Here is a 13,658-nt window from a genome sequence, read left to right on the forward strand (position 1 = left end):
TCCCGCCGGGACGCCCCGCCGTGCGGTGCGTCCCGGCCCCCGCACCCCTTCCGAGCGGCGCCCAGTCCCCGCCGCGCCGCCCGGGAGGCGATCCCCTCCCCGTCCCGTACTCCGTCCAGGAGCCGCCATGACCGCGACCACCACCCCCACGGCACGAAGGCGCGCCCGCATCCGTACGACCGCCTCGCTCGTCTCCGTCGGGGCCCTGCTCGCCACCGCCCTCTCCTCCGCCACGGTGCTGACCGCGGCGACCGCGGCCGCAGCCTCAGCCGCCGCCGAGACCCTCCTCTCCCAGGGGAAGACCGCCACCGCGTCCTCGGCCGAGGGGGAGGCCTGGAAGGCGTCCGCCGCGTTCGACGGCGACCTCACCGGAACCCGCTGGGCCAGCCAGTGGACGGACGCCCAGTGGATCCAGGTCGACCTGGGCGCCCGTACGGACGTCAGCCGGGTCGTCCTGAACTGGGAGGGCGCCTACGGCAAGGCGTACGACATCCAGCTCTCCGACAACGGCACCGACTGGCGCACCGTCAAGTCCGTGACCGCGGGCGACGGCGGCACCGACGAACTCGCGCTCACCGGCACGGGCCGCTACGTGCGCCTCCAGGGCGTCACCCGGGGCACCGGCTACGGCTACTCCCTGTGGGAGTTCCGGGTGTACGGCGGCGGGACCACCCAGCCCGAGCCGGGCGGCGCCGTCCGCGTCACCGGCAGCCAGGGCGACTGGCAACTGACCGTCGGCGGGCAGCCGTACACCGTCAAGGGCGTCACCTGGGGCCCCGCGATGGCCGACGCCCCCCGTTACATGCCGGACGTGAAGTCCATGGGCGTCAACACCGTCCGCACCTGGGGAACGGACGGCGGCACCAAGCCGCTGCTGGACGCCGCGGCCGCCCACGGCGTCAAGGTGATCAACGGCTTCTGGCTCCAGCCGGGCGGCGGGCCGGGCTCCGGCGGCTGCGTCGACTACGTGACGGACAGCGCGTACAAGAGCACCATGCTCACCGAGTTCGCGAAGTGGGTCGAGACCTACAAGTCCCACCCGGCCACCCTCATGTGGAACGTCGGGAACGAGTCCGTCCTCGGCCTGCAGAACTGTTACGGCGGCACCGAGCTGGAGGCCCAGCGCAACGCGTACACGACCTTCGTCAACGACGTCGCCAAGAGGATCCACTCCATCGACCCCGACCACCCCGTGACCTCCACGGACGCGTGGACCGGCGCCTGGCCGTACTACCAGCGCAACGCGCCCGACCTCGACCTGTACTCGATGAACGCGTACGGCGACATCTGCGGGGTCCGGCAGGACTGGGTGGAGGGCGGCTACACCAAGCCGTACATCATCACCGAGACCGGGCCCGCCGGCGAGTGGGAGGTGCCCGACGACGCCAACGGCGTCCCCGACGAGCCCACCGACGTCCAGAAGGCCGAGGGATACACCAAGGCCTGGAACTGCGTCACCGCTCACCGGGGCGTCGCCCTCGGCGCGACCGTCTTCCACTACGGGATCGAGCACGACTTCGGCGGCGTCTGGTTCAACCTGCTGCCCGACGGCCTGAAGGGCCTCTCGTACTACGCCCTCAAGAAGGCGTACACCGGTTCCGTCACGGGCGACAACACCCCGCCGGTGATCGGCGACATGACGGTCACCCCCGCCGGATCCGCCCCGGCCGGCGGCGAGTTCACGGTCCGCGCCGACGTCCGCGACCCCGACGGCGACCCCGTCACCACCAAGATCCTCCTGAGCGGCAACTACGCCAACGGCGACAAGCGGCTGATCGACGCGCAGTACCGCTCCCTCGGCAACGGCACCTTCGCCGTCACCGCCCCCGAGAAGCTCGGCGTGTGGAAGGTCTACGTACAGGCCGAGGACGGCCGCGGCAACGCCGGCATCGAGACGAAGTCCGTCAAGGTCGTCGCCCCGCCGGTCGTCGGCACCAACATCGCCCTGAACCGGCCCACCACCGCCTCCTCCGCGCAGGCCTCCTACGGCGACTGCCCCTGCCCGGCGACCCACGCGACCGACGGCAACACCACCACCCGCTGGGCCAGCGACTGGAGCGACCCGCAGTGGATCCGGGTCGACCTCGGCTCGGTCCGTTCCTTCAACCGCCTCCAGCTGGTCTGGGACCCGGCATACGCCCGCGCCTACGAGGTCCAGGTCTCCGACGACGGCGACACCTGGCGGACCATTCACACCACCACGACGGGCAACGGCGACATCGACACCGTCGAGACCGGCGCCACCGCCCGGTACGTCCGGCTCCAGCTCACCGCGCGCGGCACCGGCTGGGGCTACTCGCTCCACGAGTTCGGCATCTACAGCTGACCCCCTGAGGAGAACGAGGAGACCACCATGAGAATCCGCGGCCGGACCCTGTCCGCCTTACTGCTCGCCACCGCCCTGGGCATCTCCGCCCTGACCGTCGACACCTACACCGCCGCCACGGCCCATGGGGAGACCACCGCCCCGGCCGGCGGCGCCCACGGGGCGCACGCGGCGGGCGCCGCCAAGGCCCACGTCATGGGGGCCTCCGCGCTCCCCTCGGCGGACGACGCCGACGGCGACGGCTACATCCCGGCCGTACCCCAGGTCACCGGGGTGACCCCGTCCACGGCCACCCCGCCCCCGGCCTACCATCACGAGTTCCAGGCCGGCTGCTCCGTCACCCACACCGCGCCGGACGACCCGATCGTCTACCCGGGCCAGTTCGGGAAGTCCCACGACCACACGTTCATGGGCAACACCTCCACCGACGCCGCCAGCACCACCGCCTCGCTCTACGGAGGCAGCACCACCTGCAAGGCGCCCGCGGACGCCTCCGCGTACTGGATGCCCTCGCTGTACAAGGGCGACCAGAAGATCCTGCCCGTCGGCCCGCAGGTCATCTACTACAAGGCGGGCGTCACCGACTACCGGAGCGTGCGGCCCTTCCCCAAGGGCCTGCGGTACGTGGTCGGCAACCCGATGCAGACCGCCCAGGAGTTCCGCGGCCACAAGGGCTTCGTCGAGGGCTGGGAGTGCGGTGACAGCTTCTTCAACACCGACATCCCGGCGAGCTGTCCGAGCCGGCCCGACGTCCAGCTCAACCTGCGCATGCAGGCACCCAGTTGCTGGGACGGCCGGTACCTCGACACCCCCGACCACAAGAGCCACATGGCCTACCCGGTGGTCAAGCCCGGCACCAACGACAACATGTGCCCGGCCTCCCACCCGGTCGCCCTGCCGATGATCGAGTTCAAGATGGCGTGGCCGGTCAACGGCGACATGAGCCAGGTCCGCCTGGCCAGTGGCCGCGGCTACTCCTTCCACTACGACTTCTTCAACGCGTGGGAGGAGCGCACCCTCAAGGCCCTCGTCGACCACTGCATCGTCGGCGGTCTGCAGTGCGACACACGGGGCTTCGACCTGTACCGCCCCGAACGCGGTGCCGTGCTGAACGCGGACCACCGCCTGCCCTGAGCCGTCTCCCGTACAAGAGCCGGTCGCGCATACGGCCCCGTCCCGCACACGGCCCGGACGCCCGCGAGGGCGCCCGGGCCGCTTTCCCGTCCGCCCCCCGGCACCCGGAGGAACCCGTGACCGCCCCCGCCCCGTCCGTCACCGCCCACCACGACGCGCTCATCGACCTCCTCCCCCCGCACTTCCGCTTCGGCGCCGCCACCTCCGCCTTCCAGATCGAGGGAGCCACCGACGAGGACGGCCGCACACCGTCGATCTGGGACACGTTCTGCCGTGTCCCCGGGGCCGTCGACAACGGCGACACCGGAGACGTGGCATGCGACCACTACCACCGCATGCCGGAGGACGTCGCGCTCCTCGCCGACCTCGGGCTCGACACCTACCGGTTCTCCGTCTCCTGGTCCCGGGTCCAGCCCCACGGACGCGGCTCGGTCAACCCGGCCGGCATCGGCTTCTACGACCGCCTCGTCGACGAGCTCCTCGCGCGCGGCATCACCCCCTGGCTCACCCTGTACCACTGGGACCTTCCCCAGGAGCTCCAGGACGCCGGCGGCTGGCCCGCCCGCGACACCGCCCACCGGTTCGCCGACTACGCGGAACTCGTCCACGAGCGCCTCGGCGACCGCGTGACCCACTGGACCACCCTCAACGAACCGTTCTGCTCGGCCGTCCTCGGCCACGTCGAAGGCGTCCACGCACCCGGCGGCCGCTCCTTCGCCGACGGAGTGCGCGCCGTGCACCATCTGCACCTCGCCCACGGACTCGCGGTCCAGCGCCTGCGCTCCGCCGCCCGCCGGCCCCTCGACCTGGCCGTCACCCACCTCCTCGGCACCAGCCGGCCCGTCACCGGCTCCGAGGCCGACCGCGAGGCCGCACGCCGGGCCGACGCCCTCGGATTCCGCTTCTACCTCGACCCGATCCTGCGCGGCCGGTACCCGCGGGACCTCGTCGACGACCTCGCCGCCCACGCCGTGGAGATCCCCGTCAGGGACGGCGACCTGGAGATCATCAGCAGCCCCGTCGACACCCTGGGCGTCAACTACTACCGCTCGATGCGCACATCGGGAGTCGACGAGGACGGCGCCACCACCGACGCACACGGGATCCCCGTCACCAGGAACGTGCCGCACGGCGGCCTGCCGGTCACCGGCCTCGGCTGGGAGGTGATGCCGCACGACCTCACCGACCTGCTGCTGCGCATCTCCCGCGACTACCCCGGCACGCCGATGGTGGTCACCGAGAACGGCGCCGCGTACGAGGACGTGCCCGACGCCCACGGCTTCGTCGAGGACGCCGGCCGCACCGCCTACCTCGCGTCCCACCTCGCCGCCGTGGCCGAGGCCCGCACCCGCGGCGCCGACGTCCGCGGCTACTTCGCCTGGTCGCTCCTGGACAACTTCGAGTGGGCGTACGGCTACGACAAGCGCTTCGGGCTCGTCCGCGTCGACTACGCCACCCAGTCCCGTACGCCCAAGCGCAGCGGCCTGTGGCTGCGCGACACGGCCCACCGCGTCCGCGCGCACGGGTCCTGATGGCTGGTAACGAGGCCGTGTTCGTCGGCTCGCGGGGTTAGGCTCGGCATGACGCCCTAGTGTTCCCGTGCCGTCTCGGGAATCAGCCAGGATTCCACCATTCACGCACGTCGGAGGCAGACAGCATGAGTACCGTAGAGCTCACCAAGGACAACTTCGACGAGGTCGTGAGCGGGAACGAATTCGTCCTGATCGACTTCTGGGCATCCTGGTGCGGTCCCTGCCGTCAGTTCGCGCCGGTCTACGACGCCGCCTCGAAGCGCCACGAGGACCTGGTCTTCGCCAAGGTGGACACCGAGGCGCAGCCGGAGCTGGCGGCGGCCTTCGAGATCCGCTCGATCCCGACGCTGATGATCGTGCGCGACAACGTGGCGATCTTCGCCCAGCCCGGAGCCCTGCCGGAGGCCGCGCTGGAGGACGTCATCGGTCAGGCACGGAAGCTGGACATGGACGAGGTCCGCAAGTCCGTCGAGGACGCCCAGCAGAAGTGATCCACCGCGAGGGGGGTACGGGAGCCGCTCCCGTACCCCCCTCGCGTGCTGTCCGGGGGCTCAGCGCCGTACCCCCGTCGCGTCGCGTGCCGTCCGGGGGCTCAGCGCTCCAGGACCAGGGCGAGGCCCTGGCCGACGCCGATGCAGAGGGCGGCGAGGCCGGTGCCCGAGCCGGCCGCCGCCAGCTGGTGGGCGACCGAGCCGGCGAGGCGGGCGCCCGAGGCACCCAGCGGGTGGCCGATGGCGACGGCTCCACCGCGAGGGTTCACGATCTCGGGATCGAGTTCCGGCCATTCCGCGAGGCAGCCGAGGGACTGGGCCGCGAAGGCCTCGTTGAGCTCGAAGGTCCGCAGGTCGGCGAAGGAACGACCCGACTTCTCCAGGGCCCGCCGGACCGCCTCGACCGGGCCGAGGCCGAAGAGCTGGGGCTCGATGCCGGTGACGGCTGACGTACGGATCCGGGCGAGCGGCTCCCGGCCGGTCTCGCGCAGCCCGTCCTCGTCGACGAGCAGCAGGGCGGCGGCGCCGTCGTTGAGCGGCGAGGAGTTGCCCGCGGTGACCGTGCCGCCCTCGGGGCGGAAGGAGGGCTTCAGCTTGGCGAGGGCCTCCATGGACGTGGAGTCGCGGATGCACTCGTCGCGGGCGAGCTCCACCCCCGGGTACGGGACGACCTCGTCGTCGTAGAGCCCCTTCGCCCATGCCTCGGCCGCCTTGCGGTGGCTGGCCAGCGCGAAGGCGTCCTGCTGCTCGCGGGTGATGCCGTGCTTGTCGGCGATCAGCTCCGCGCCCTCGCCGAGCGGGACCGTCCACTCGGCGGGCATGCGCGGGTTCGTCATGCGCCAGCCGAGGGTCGTGGAGTGCAGCTGCTGGTGGCCCGCGGGAAAGGCCCGCTCGGGCTTCTGCAGGACCCAGGGGGCGCGGGACATCGACTCGACGCCACCGGCGATCGCCACGGAGGCGTCGCCGAGGGCGATGGCGCGGGCCGCCTGGATGACGGCCTCGAGACCGGAGCCGCAGAGGCGGTTGACGGTGACGCCGGGGACGGAGACGGGCAGCCCGGCGAGCAGCACGGCCATCCGCGCCACGTCGCGGTTGTCCTCGCCGGCGCCGTTGGCGTCGCCGAAGTAGACGTCGTCGACGCGCGCCGGGTCGAGCGCCGGAGTGCGGTCCACGAGGGCCCGGACGACGTGCCCCGCGAGGTCGTCGGGACGGACCGGGGCGAGGGCGCCCCCGAACTTCCCGATCGGGGTGCGGACGGCGTCGACGATGTAGACGTCGCGGATGCTCATCGGTTCTCTCCCACGTGACCTTCGGAACGACTCTGTTCGCCTGGTGCCCGGACTTTCGCCCTGAAGACTTTCGTCCTGGCGCGCGCGCAGAGTCTCTGCCCGTCGGACCGCCCTGTCAACGGGCCCCTTCGGGACAGGACGCCCCTGGTCAGTCGCGCCCCGCCGGGCGGGCGAGGGCCGTGAGGCCGTAGTCGAGCTCGCGTCCGTCGACGAGCAGCGCCTCGACGGTGCGCGTCTCGGGGTCGATGTCGGCCCTGATGCCGTGGCCCTCGTAGATCGGGTAGCCCGACTCGCCGTGTCGCCCGGTGGCCTCCACGACGGCCGTGCGCACGGCGCTGTCCGTCACGGCGGCGCCGCCCCGGTCCTCGACGTGCGCGGGCACCAGCAGGATCTCGAAACGCTGCGGAACTGTGCTCATGCATCGACGCTAAGCGCTCGGCCGCCCGCCCGCCGGACGGCTGCTCCCCGGACAGCGACTCCCCGGACAGGCGCTCACCCGACCGCTGCTCAGCGGACCGCCGCTCAGCTGGACTCGCGCCGCACGACCTGCGAGGCGAGGAGCGAGCGGGTGCGGGGCGGGACCTCCGGTTCCCGTACGGCCCGGTCGACCAGTTCCGCGAGTTCACGCCCGAGCACCATGTCGATCCGTACGGTGCTGAGCCGGGGCCGCAGCAGCCGGCCGAGCAGCAGGTCGTCCGCGCCGACGACGGCGGTCTCCTCCGGCACGGCCAGGCCGGCGTCCTGGAGTGCCCGCATCAGGAGCATCGCGTACTCGTCGTTGTAGGCGAAGACGGCGTCGAGGCCGAGCTCCCGCCAGCGTCCCGCGAGCGCGGTCGCCGACTCCTCGTCGTACCGCAGCGGCAGGGGTACGACGGTGGCGTCGGTGCCGCGGACCGCGCGCCGCGCGCCTTCGAGGCGGGGGCCGGAGAACATGTCGAGGCCCGGCTCCTCGGGGATGACGACGCCGATCCGGCGCCGGCCGCTCTCCACGAGGTGGGCGGTGGCCACCTCGCCCACCCGTCCCTGGTCCATGACGAGGGCGTGGGTGCCCTCGACGCCCTGGGTTCCGAGGGTGATCACGGCGCGTGCCCCGGACCTCTTGAGGATCTCGACGCCCTGCCCGGTCAGCCGGACCTCGCCGAGCGAGACCACGGCCACCGGCCGGAGCTCGGCCCAGGCGCGGGCGGCCTCCTCGCCCTGCAGGCCGACGCTGCCGTACTGCACCACCGTGTAGTCGAGGCGCCGCAGGGCCCACTGGAAGTCGTTGAAGAACTGGCTGTACAGCGGCCCGACCGGCACGTGGGAGGTCGGCAGCAGCACCATCCGGCTGTGGCCGGCCCGCAGGCTGCGGGCGGCCGCGTGCGGCACGTACCCCAGTTCCTCGGCGGCCTCGCGCACCCGGCGGCGGGTGGGCTCGCTGATGCGGACGGCCGAGGTGTTGTTCAGGACGTACGAGACGGTGGCCCGGGAGACGCCCGCGAGACGGGCGACGTCGGCGCTGGTCGGGACCGCGCGCCCGGTGGGGCGTTCGGGGGTGTGTTCGGTTGGCTGACTCATCGCTTCGGCATCTTTCCAGAACGATCCGGCCCAGGGTCTGGCGGATGGCCGGAAACGGGTGCTACACAATGCTCACACGTGTCACTGACACGTGTAACTGACTCGCTCGATCCGCTTCTCGCCCCCTCGTCGGGCGATCTCCCCAGGAGGGCACCGTGGCCCTTTCCTCCCCCGGCTCCACCGCCCCAGGCACTGGCGCACCGGGTCCCGGCTCCCCCGCGGCCGGCCGGCCGACCCGTGGGCTGCTGACCCTGCTCCTCGCCGGGAACACCGCGATGTACGCGTTGTACATCGGCGTCCCCGGGCTCCTCCTCGCGCTCCAGATCGAGGAGATCGACCCGGCCGACAAGGTGGCCAACTTCGGTCTCGTCTCCGGCATATCCGCGATCTTCGCCACCGTCTTCAACCCGGTCGCGGGTGCCCTCTCGGACCGCTCGGGCCGCCGCAACCCGTGGATCCTCGCCGGCGGTCTGCTCGCGCTGCCGGTGATGCTGCTCCTCGGCAGCGTCGACACGATCCTGCTGGTGACCATCGCCTGGTGTCTCGGCCAGGCCGTGATGAACACCTACCAGGCGGCCCTGACCTCCGTGGTGCCCGACCGGGTCCCCCTGGCCGCCCGGGGCAAGGCCTCGGCGGCCGTCGGCCTCGGTCTCCCCATCGGCTCGACCATCGGCGCCCTGATCGGCGCCGCCTTCTCCGAGGACTACCGCACCGGCTATCTCGTGTTCGGCGCGATCGTCGCGGCCACCGCCGTGCTCTTCACGACCTGCGCCAGGGAGCGGCGCATGCCCGCGAAGGCCCCGCTGCCGGTGAAGGAGCAGCTCGCGGCCTTCGGCAGCGCCCTCGGGGACCACGACTTCCGCTGGGCGTTCATCGGCCGGGCCCTGCTGGTCCTCGGCTATTTCGCGGTGGCCGGGTTCCAGCTGTACATCCTGAAGGACCACACCGACCTGCCCGCCGGGCTGAGCCCCGAGGAGGCGGTGGCGATCCTCATGCCGGCCAACTCGGTCGCCATGGTGGTCTCCACCGTGCTCGGCGGCTGGCTGTCGGACCGCCACGACCGGCGCAAGCTCTTCGTCGGCGCCTCGGCGGCGCTCGCGGCCGTCGCCCTGCTCATCCCGGCCGTGTCGTCGAGCTGGACGGCGATGCTCGCCTTCTCCGTCGTCAACGGCCTGGGATTCGGCTGCTACATGGCCGTCGACACCGCGCTGGTGACCATGGTGCTGCCGAAGGCCGAGGACGCCGCCCGTGACATGGGTGTCCTCAACGTCGCCAACGCGGGACCCCAGATCGTCGCCCCCTTCGTGGCCTCGCTCATCGTCTCGCTCAGTGGCGGGTACACGGCCCTGTTCCTGGTCGCCGCCGTACTGTCGGTACTCGGCGCGCTCGCCGTGCGCCCCATCCGCAGCGTGCGCTGACCGCGTCCGGCGCCCGCCCAGCACCGTCAGAAAGGCCGCACCGTGCTGCTGCACACGACCACGTGGGGTTCGGGCGACCGGATCGCCCTGCTCGTCCACGGCCTCATGGCCGACCACCGCACCTGGCGGCGGGTCGGACCGGCGCTCGCGGAGCGCGGCTACCGGGTGATCGCCGTGGACCTGCGGGGGCACGGCCTGAGCGGGCGCGCGCCGGGGCCGGCGGCGTACCGGCCGGAGGACTACGCCGACGATCTCGTCGAAACCCTTCCGGCCGGTGCGGAGTTGGCGGTCGGCCACTCGCTCGGCGGGCTGGTGCTCGCGCGGGCCCTCGACCGGCTCGGGCCGGCCCGCGCGGTCTACTCGGACCCCGCCTGGCACCTGGGGGCGGGCCCCGACGGCTATCGCGCCGAGCTCTTCGTCCGCGGGAAGACCATGACCCGTGAGCAGATCAGGGGCTTCAACCCGCATTGGCCGGACGTGGACCTCGACACCGAGATGGCCTCCGTACGCCTCTGGGACGAGCGATCGGCGTACGGCCTGCGGGAGTTCGTGGGGACGGACCTGTGGCCGACCCGCGCCGCCGTCCCCTCGCTGGTCACGCTCGCCGACCCGAGCGTGCTGGTCTCCCCCGACGCGGCCCGGATGCTGGCGGGCCGCGGATTCACCGTCCGTACGGTGGAGAAGGCGGGTCACACGATCCACCGGGACGACTTCGACGGGTTCATGTCCGCGCTGGACGACTGGATCTGACGTACCGTTCAGCCATGGACGACGCGTCGATGGACTCCTCGATGGTGGGACTGCTCGGCCGGGTGACCGGCACCGTCGGGCCCGGTCTCGTCGGTGAGGTGATCGTCCGGATCCGGGGCGGCGCCGAGCACTTCCTCGCCCATCCGGCCTCTCCGAAGGAGCGGATCGGCGTCGGGACGGTGGTGATGGTCATGGAACATCTCCCTCCACGCACCGTCTATGTCACAGCCGCGTACGACAGTTGACGCAACCGTTGAGTGGCGAGGGTCACAGGCGCACACTCCCTTCACCGGATCCGCACCGGCTCCGGTGAAGGGGGACCTTGTCCATGGGCATCGGCATTCTCGCGGGCGTCGTCGTCGGCGCCTTCGCCGTTCTCATCATTGTCTTCAAGATGATGTGGCGCGTCGCGGAACCCAACGAGGCGCTGATCATCTCCGGCTCCAACCACAAGAACGAGGGCCTCGGCGCGGGCATGGGGTTCCGCATCGTCACCGGGCGCGGCACGCTCGTCCTGCCGGGTGTGCAGGCGGTGCGCAAGCTCTCGCTCGACCTCAACGAGACCCAGCTGTCCGTCGAGTGCGTCACCCACCAGGGCATTCCGCTGAAGGTCCGCGGTGTGGTGATCTTCAAGGTCGGTGACGACTTCGTGTCGATCGCCAACGCCGCCCGCCGCTTCCTCGACCAGCAGAAGCTCATGAGCGAGCGGGTTCACATCGTCTTCGCCGGTCATCTCCGCGCCATCGTCGGCGGGTTGACCGTGGAGGACATGATCCGTGACCGGGAGAAACTGACCGGGCAGGCGCGGTCGGCCTGTGGCACGGAGATGGAGAAGCTCGGTCTGATCGTCGACTCGCTGCAGATCCACGAGATCGAGGACCCGACCGGGTACATCAAGAACCTGGCCGCCCCGCACGCGGCCGCCGTCCAGCGCGACGCCCGGATCGCGCAGGCCGAGGCCAACCGGCGGGCGACCGAGGCCGAGCAGCAGGCCGCGGCGCGCATGTCGGAGGCGACCCGCGACAGCGAGATCCTCCAGGCGGGCTACCAGGCCGAGCGGGACCAAGCGTCCGCGAAGGCCCGGCAGGCCGGTCCGCTGGCCGAGGCGGCCTCCCGCCAGGAGGTCGTCGTCCAGGAGACCCGGGTGGCCGAGCTGGAGGGACACCGCAAGGAGCAGCAGCTCCAGGCAGAGGTCCGCAAGCCGGCCGACGCGATGGCGTACGAGACCCGGACGCTGGCCGCGGCCGAGCGTGACGCCCGGATCTCGGCGGCCGAGGCCGACGCGAAGGAGACCGAGCTGGCGAGCGCGGCCAAGGCGACGGCGACCCGGCTCACCGGTGAGGCGGAGGCGGCGGCGCAGCACGCCAGGGGGCTCGCGGTCGCCGAGGCGACCCGGGCGAAGGGTCTGGCGGAGGCCGAGTCGATCAAGGCGCGTGCGGCGGCGCTCGCGGAGAACCAGGAGGCCGTGGTCGCGCAGCAGCTGGCCGAGAAGTGGCCGGAGATCGTCTCCGCGGGCGCGTCGGCGTTCGGGAACGTGGACCAGATGGTGCTTCTCAACGGTGCCGACGGCATGGCGGACGTGTTCGCCAAGGCGCTGACCATGGGCGGGACCGGACTCGGTCTGGCCCGGCAGCTGCTCTCCACGATGAACCCGGCCGCTCAGGAGCGGCTGGGCACGGGTGTGCCTCCGGCGCCGCGGGCGCCGGAGGAGAGCATCGAGATCAAGGTCGGCGACGGGGAGTAGCCGACACACGGCAGGAGGGGATACGGGTCGGGGCCCGGTGCCGTCATGGCGCCGGGCCCCGGCCTCGTGCGCCCGTCAGTGCTCCCCGCGCCTCGCTCGGTGCTCGCTCGGCCCGTTCGGCCCCTTCGGCCCCTTCGGATCAGTTGTGGCCGAACTTCCGTTCCTTGCGGTGCGAGGCGTGCTCCACCAAGGGCATCGACGTCTCGGTCTTGGGAGCCGCCGAGGGCCCTTCCTTCGTGGTCGCCTCGGTGCGGTGCTCATGGCCGCCGGTACGGGCTCCCCGGTTGGTCCGGGTCTGTTTCTTGCCCACGATCGTGCCTCCCGTGACGGGTGTCGGACGGTGGTCCGTATCCCCTCAGCCTGGCACGGGGGTGTGAGCACCGCATGTCAGGCGGCGGCCGCCCCGACGACCCGGGCGAAGGCGGCCCGTGTCGGCGTGCCCGGGGCTCGGTCCAGTACCGCGAAGACGATCTCCTCGAAGTGGCCGGCGAAGCGGCCGTCCCCGGTGAGCAGTGCCATGAAGGCGCCGGCGACCTGTTCGGGGTCGTTCTGGAAGACGCCGCAGCCCCAGGCGCCGAGTACGAGCCGCCGGTAGCCGGTCGCGGCGGCCGTCTCCAGGACCCGTTCGGCGCGGGACGCGAGGACGGCCGGCAGCCGGTCGGCGAGGGCGGGGGTGCGGCGGCGGACGACCCCGGCGTTGGGTGCGGGCGAGGTGAGGAAGCCGACGGTGAAGAGCTCGGCGAGCAGGGCGCCGCGGTCGTCGCGGAAGACGGGTACCCGGGGCGAGTGGATGACCCGGTCGGTGTAGAGGACGTCGCGGTCCTCGCGGTGGTGGGTGTAGTAGTCGGGGGCGCGGAGCAGGGTGGCGTGGAGGGCGGAGGAGCGGCAGAGGGCCTCCTCCTGGGCCTGGGCGCCGTTGAGGTAGCCGCCGCCGGGGTTGCGGGCGGAGGCGAAGTTCAGGACGGCCACGGGGCGGGTCGCGTCGGCGGCGGTCATCCGCCGGGCGGCGGCGAGGCTGCTCTCGCCGGTGACGTCGAGGGTGGGCGTCCGGTCCGTGTCGGGGGTGACCGTGACGGGCTCGGGGCCGTGGAGGCGGGTTCCGGCCAGGGCGGCGGCGAGGTCCTCGGCGACGGAGACGGTGCGGCCGTCGGGGGCCTGGTAGTGGCCCGCGGCGACGATCTCCTCGGTCTGCCGCGCGATCGCGCGCAGTCGTGCACTCATGCCCTCAGGATGATCGTTTCGTCCCCGCCGGGACAACGGAATTTCCCGGGGTCCCGCCGGGTCCGGGCAGGCCGTGGCCCGGGTGGTTACCGGCCGGGTGGGGGCGCGTGGGGCGCGTTCGGCGGCGTCGGGGCGCTCTTGCACGCCGCTCGGCGGTGGCTTTAGGTGGAACCAGAACTTCCCGGGGCCGGTCCCG

Annotated in this window: 13 protein-coding genes; 8 read left to right on the forward strand and 5 right to left on the reverse strand. The window is 72.3% G+C overall.

What is annotated here, in order from left to right; translation table 11 throughout:
* Positions 1 to 127: 127 nt before the first annotated feature.
* The 4 genes from N5875_RS03015 to trxA all read left to right on the forward strand — a co-directional run bounded on the left by N5875_RS03015 (position 128) and on the right by trxA (position 5,483).
* Complete coding sequence (locus tag N5875_RS03015; protein WP_338491657.1) at positions 128 to 2,326, forward strand: discoidin domain-containing protein; 2,199 nt, start codon at positions 128 to 130, stop codon at positions 2,324 to 2,326.
* Positions 2,327 to 2,353: 27 nt separating this feature from the next.
* Complete coding sequence (locus N5875_RS03020) at positions 2,354 to 3,460, forward strand: DUF1996 domain-containing protein (protein WP_338491659.1); 1,107 nt, start codon at positions 2,354 to 2,356, stop codon at positions 3,458 to 3,460.
* A gap of 161 nt (positions 3,461 to 3,621) precedes the next feature.
* Positions 3,622 to 4,992 (forward strand): GH1 family beta-glucosidase, encoded by a 1,371-nt coding sequence (locus tag N5875_RS03025; RefSeq protein WP_338499070.1) that lies wholly within the window; start codon positions 3,622 to 3,624, stop codon positions 4,990 to 4,992.
* Positions 4,993 to 5,117: 125 nt separating this feature from the next.
* Complete coding sequence (trxA, locus tag N5875_RS03030) at positions 5,118 to 5,483, forward strand: thioredoxin (protein WP_318211933.1); 366 nt, start codon at positions 5,118 to 5,120, stop codon at positions 5,481 to 5,483.
* A gap of 101 nt (positions 5,484 to 5,584) precedes the next feature.
* Here trxA and N5875_RS03035 read toward each other — a convergent pair whose 3' ends face one another.
* The 3 genes from N5875_RS03035 to N5875_RS03045 form a co-directional block, all read right to left on the reverse strand.
* On the reverse strand, positions 5,585 to 6,772 hold the full coding sequence (locus N5875_RS03035; protein WP_318211934.1) for a thiolase family protein: 1,188 nt from the start codon (positions 6,770 to 6,772) through the stop codon (positions 5,585 to 5,587).
* A gap of 148 nt (positions 6,773 to 6,920) precedes the next feature.
* A complete protein-coding gene (locus N5875_RS03040) occupies positions 6,921 to 7,190 on the reverse strand; it encodes a hypothetical protein (RefSeq protein ID WP_187621251.1) in 270 nt (89 codons plus the stop codon).
* A 104-nt stretch (positions 7,191 to 7,294) separates the two neighbouring features.
* On the reverse strand, positions 7,295 to 8,329 hold the full coding sequence (locus tag N5875_RS03045) for a LacI family DNA-binding transcriptional regulator (protein ID WP_338491661.1): 1,035 nt from the start codon (positions 8,327 to 8,329) through the stop codon (positions 7,295 to 7,297).
* A 155-nt stretch (positions 8,330 to 8,484) separates the two neighbouring features.
* Between N5875_RS03045 and N5875_RS03050 the strand changes: the two genes are divergently transcribed.
* From N5875_RS03050 to N5875_RS03065, 4 genes are all read left to right on the forward strand, one after another.
* Positions 8,485 to 9,747, forward strand: a complete 1,263-nt coding sequence (locus N5875_RS03050) for an MFS transporter (RefSeq protein ID WP_338491662.1) — start codon at positions 8,485 to 8,487, stop codon at positions 9,745 to 9,747.
* A gap of 42 nt (positions 9,748 to 9,789) precedes the next feature.
* Positions 9,790 to 10,497: an alpha/beta hydrolase gene (locus N5875_RS03055; RefSeq protein WP_318211938.1), complete on the forward strand. Its 708-nt coding sequence runs from the start codon at positions 9,790 to 9,792 to the stop codon at positions 10,495 to 10,497.
* 14 nt (positions 10,498 to 10,511) lie between these two features.
* Positions 10,512 to 10,742, forward strand: coding sequence for a hypothetical protein (locus N5875_RS03060; protein ID WP_266971690.1), 231 nt, complete (start codon positions 10,512 to 10,514; stop codon positions 10,740 to 10,742).
* Positions 10,743 to 10,825: 83 nt separating this feature from the next.
* Positions 10,826 to 12,241, forward strand: a complete 1,416-nt coding sequence (locus N5875_RS03065) for an SPFH domain-containing protein (protein ID WP_318211939.1) — start codon at positions 10,826 to 10,828, stop codon at positions 12,239 to 12,241.
* Positions 12,242 to 12,380: 139 nt separating this feature from the next.
* Here the strand turns inward: N5875_RS03065 and N5875_RS03070 are convergent, their stop codons facing one another.
* Together N5875_RS03070 and N5875_RS03075 are read right to left on the reverse strand one after the other, a co-directional pair.
* Positions 12,381 to 12,551: a hypothetical protein gene (locus N5875_RS03070; protein ID WP_318211940.1), complete on the reverse strand. Its 171-nt coding sequence runs from the start codon at positions 12,549 to 12,551 to the stop codon at positions 12,381 to 12,383.
* 77 nt (positions 12,552 to 12,628) lie between these two features.
* Positions 12,629 to 13,462, reverse strand: a complete 834-nt coding sequence (locus N5875_RS03075; protein WP_338491669.1) for a TIGR02452 family protein — start codon at positions 13,460 to 13,462, stop codon at positions 12,629 to 12,631.
* Between the last annotated feature and the right edge of the window lie 196 nt (positions 13,463 to 13,658).

The organism is Streptomyces sp. SJL17-4 (assembly GCF_036826855.1).
Classification (GTDB): domain Bacteria; phylum Actinomycetota; class Actinomycetes; order Streptomycetales; family Streptomycetaceae; genus Streptomyces.

Bases quoted from the DNA above. Each gene is read 5' to 3' on its own strand.
- N5875_RS03035 (WP_318211934.1), bottom strand. From the start codon at position 6,772: ATGAGCATCCGCGACGTCTACATCGTCGACGCCGTCCGCACCCCGATC.
- N5875_RS03065 (WP_318211939.1), top strand. From the start codon at position 10,826: ATGGGCATCGGCATTCTCGCGGGCGTCGTCGTCGGCGCCTTCGCCGTT.
- trxA (WP_318211933.1), top strand. From the start codon at position 5,118: ATGAGTACCGTAGAGCTCACCAAGGACAACTTCGACGAGGTCGTGAGC.
- N5875_RS03045 (WP_338491661.1), bottom strand. From the start codon at position 8,329: ATGAGTCAGCCAACCGAACACACCCCCGAACGCCCCACCGGGCGCGCG.
- N5875_RS03040 (WP_187621251.1), bottom strand. From the start codon at position 7,190: ATGAGCACAGTTCCGCAGCGTTTCGAGATCCTGCTGGTGCCCGCGCAC.
- N5875_RS03075 (WP_338491669.1), bottom strand. From the start codon at position 13,462: ATGAGTGCACGACTGCGCGCGATCGCGCGGCAGACCGAGGAGATCGTC.
- N5875_RS03015 (WP_338491657.1), top strand. From the start codon at position 128: ATGACCGCGACCACCACCCCCACGGCACGAAGGCGCGCCCGCATCCGT.
- N5875_RS03060 (WP_266971690.1), top strand. From the start codon at position 10,512: ATGGACGACGCGTCGATGGACTCCTCGATGGTGGGACTGCTCGGCCGG.
- N5875_RS03020 (WP_338491659.1), top strand. From the start codon at position 2,354: ATGAGAATCCGCGGCCGGACCCTGTCCGCCTTACTGCTCGCCACCGCC.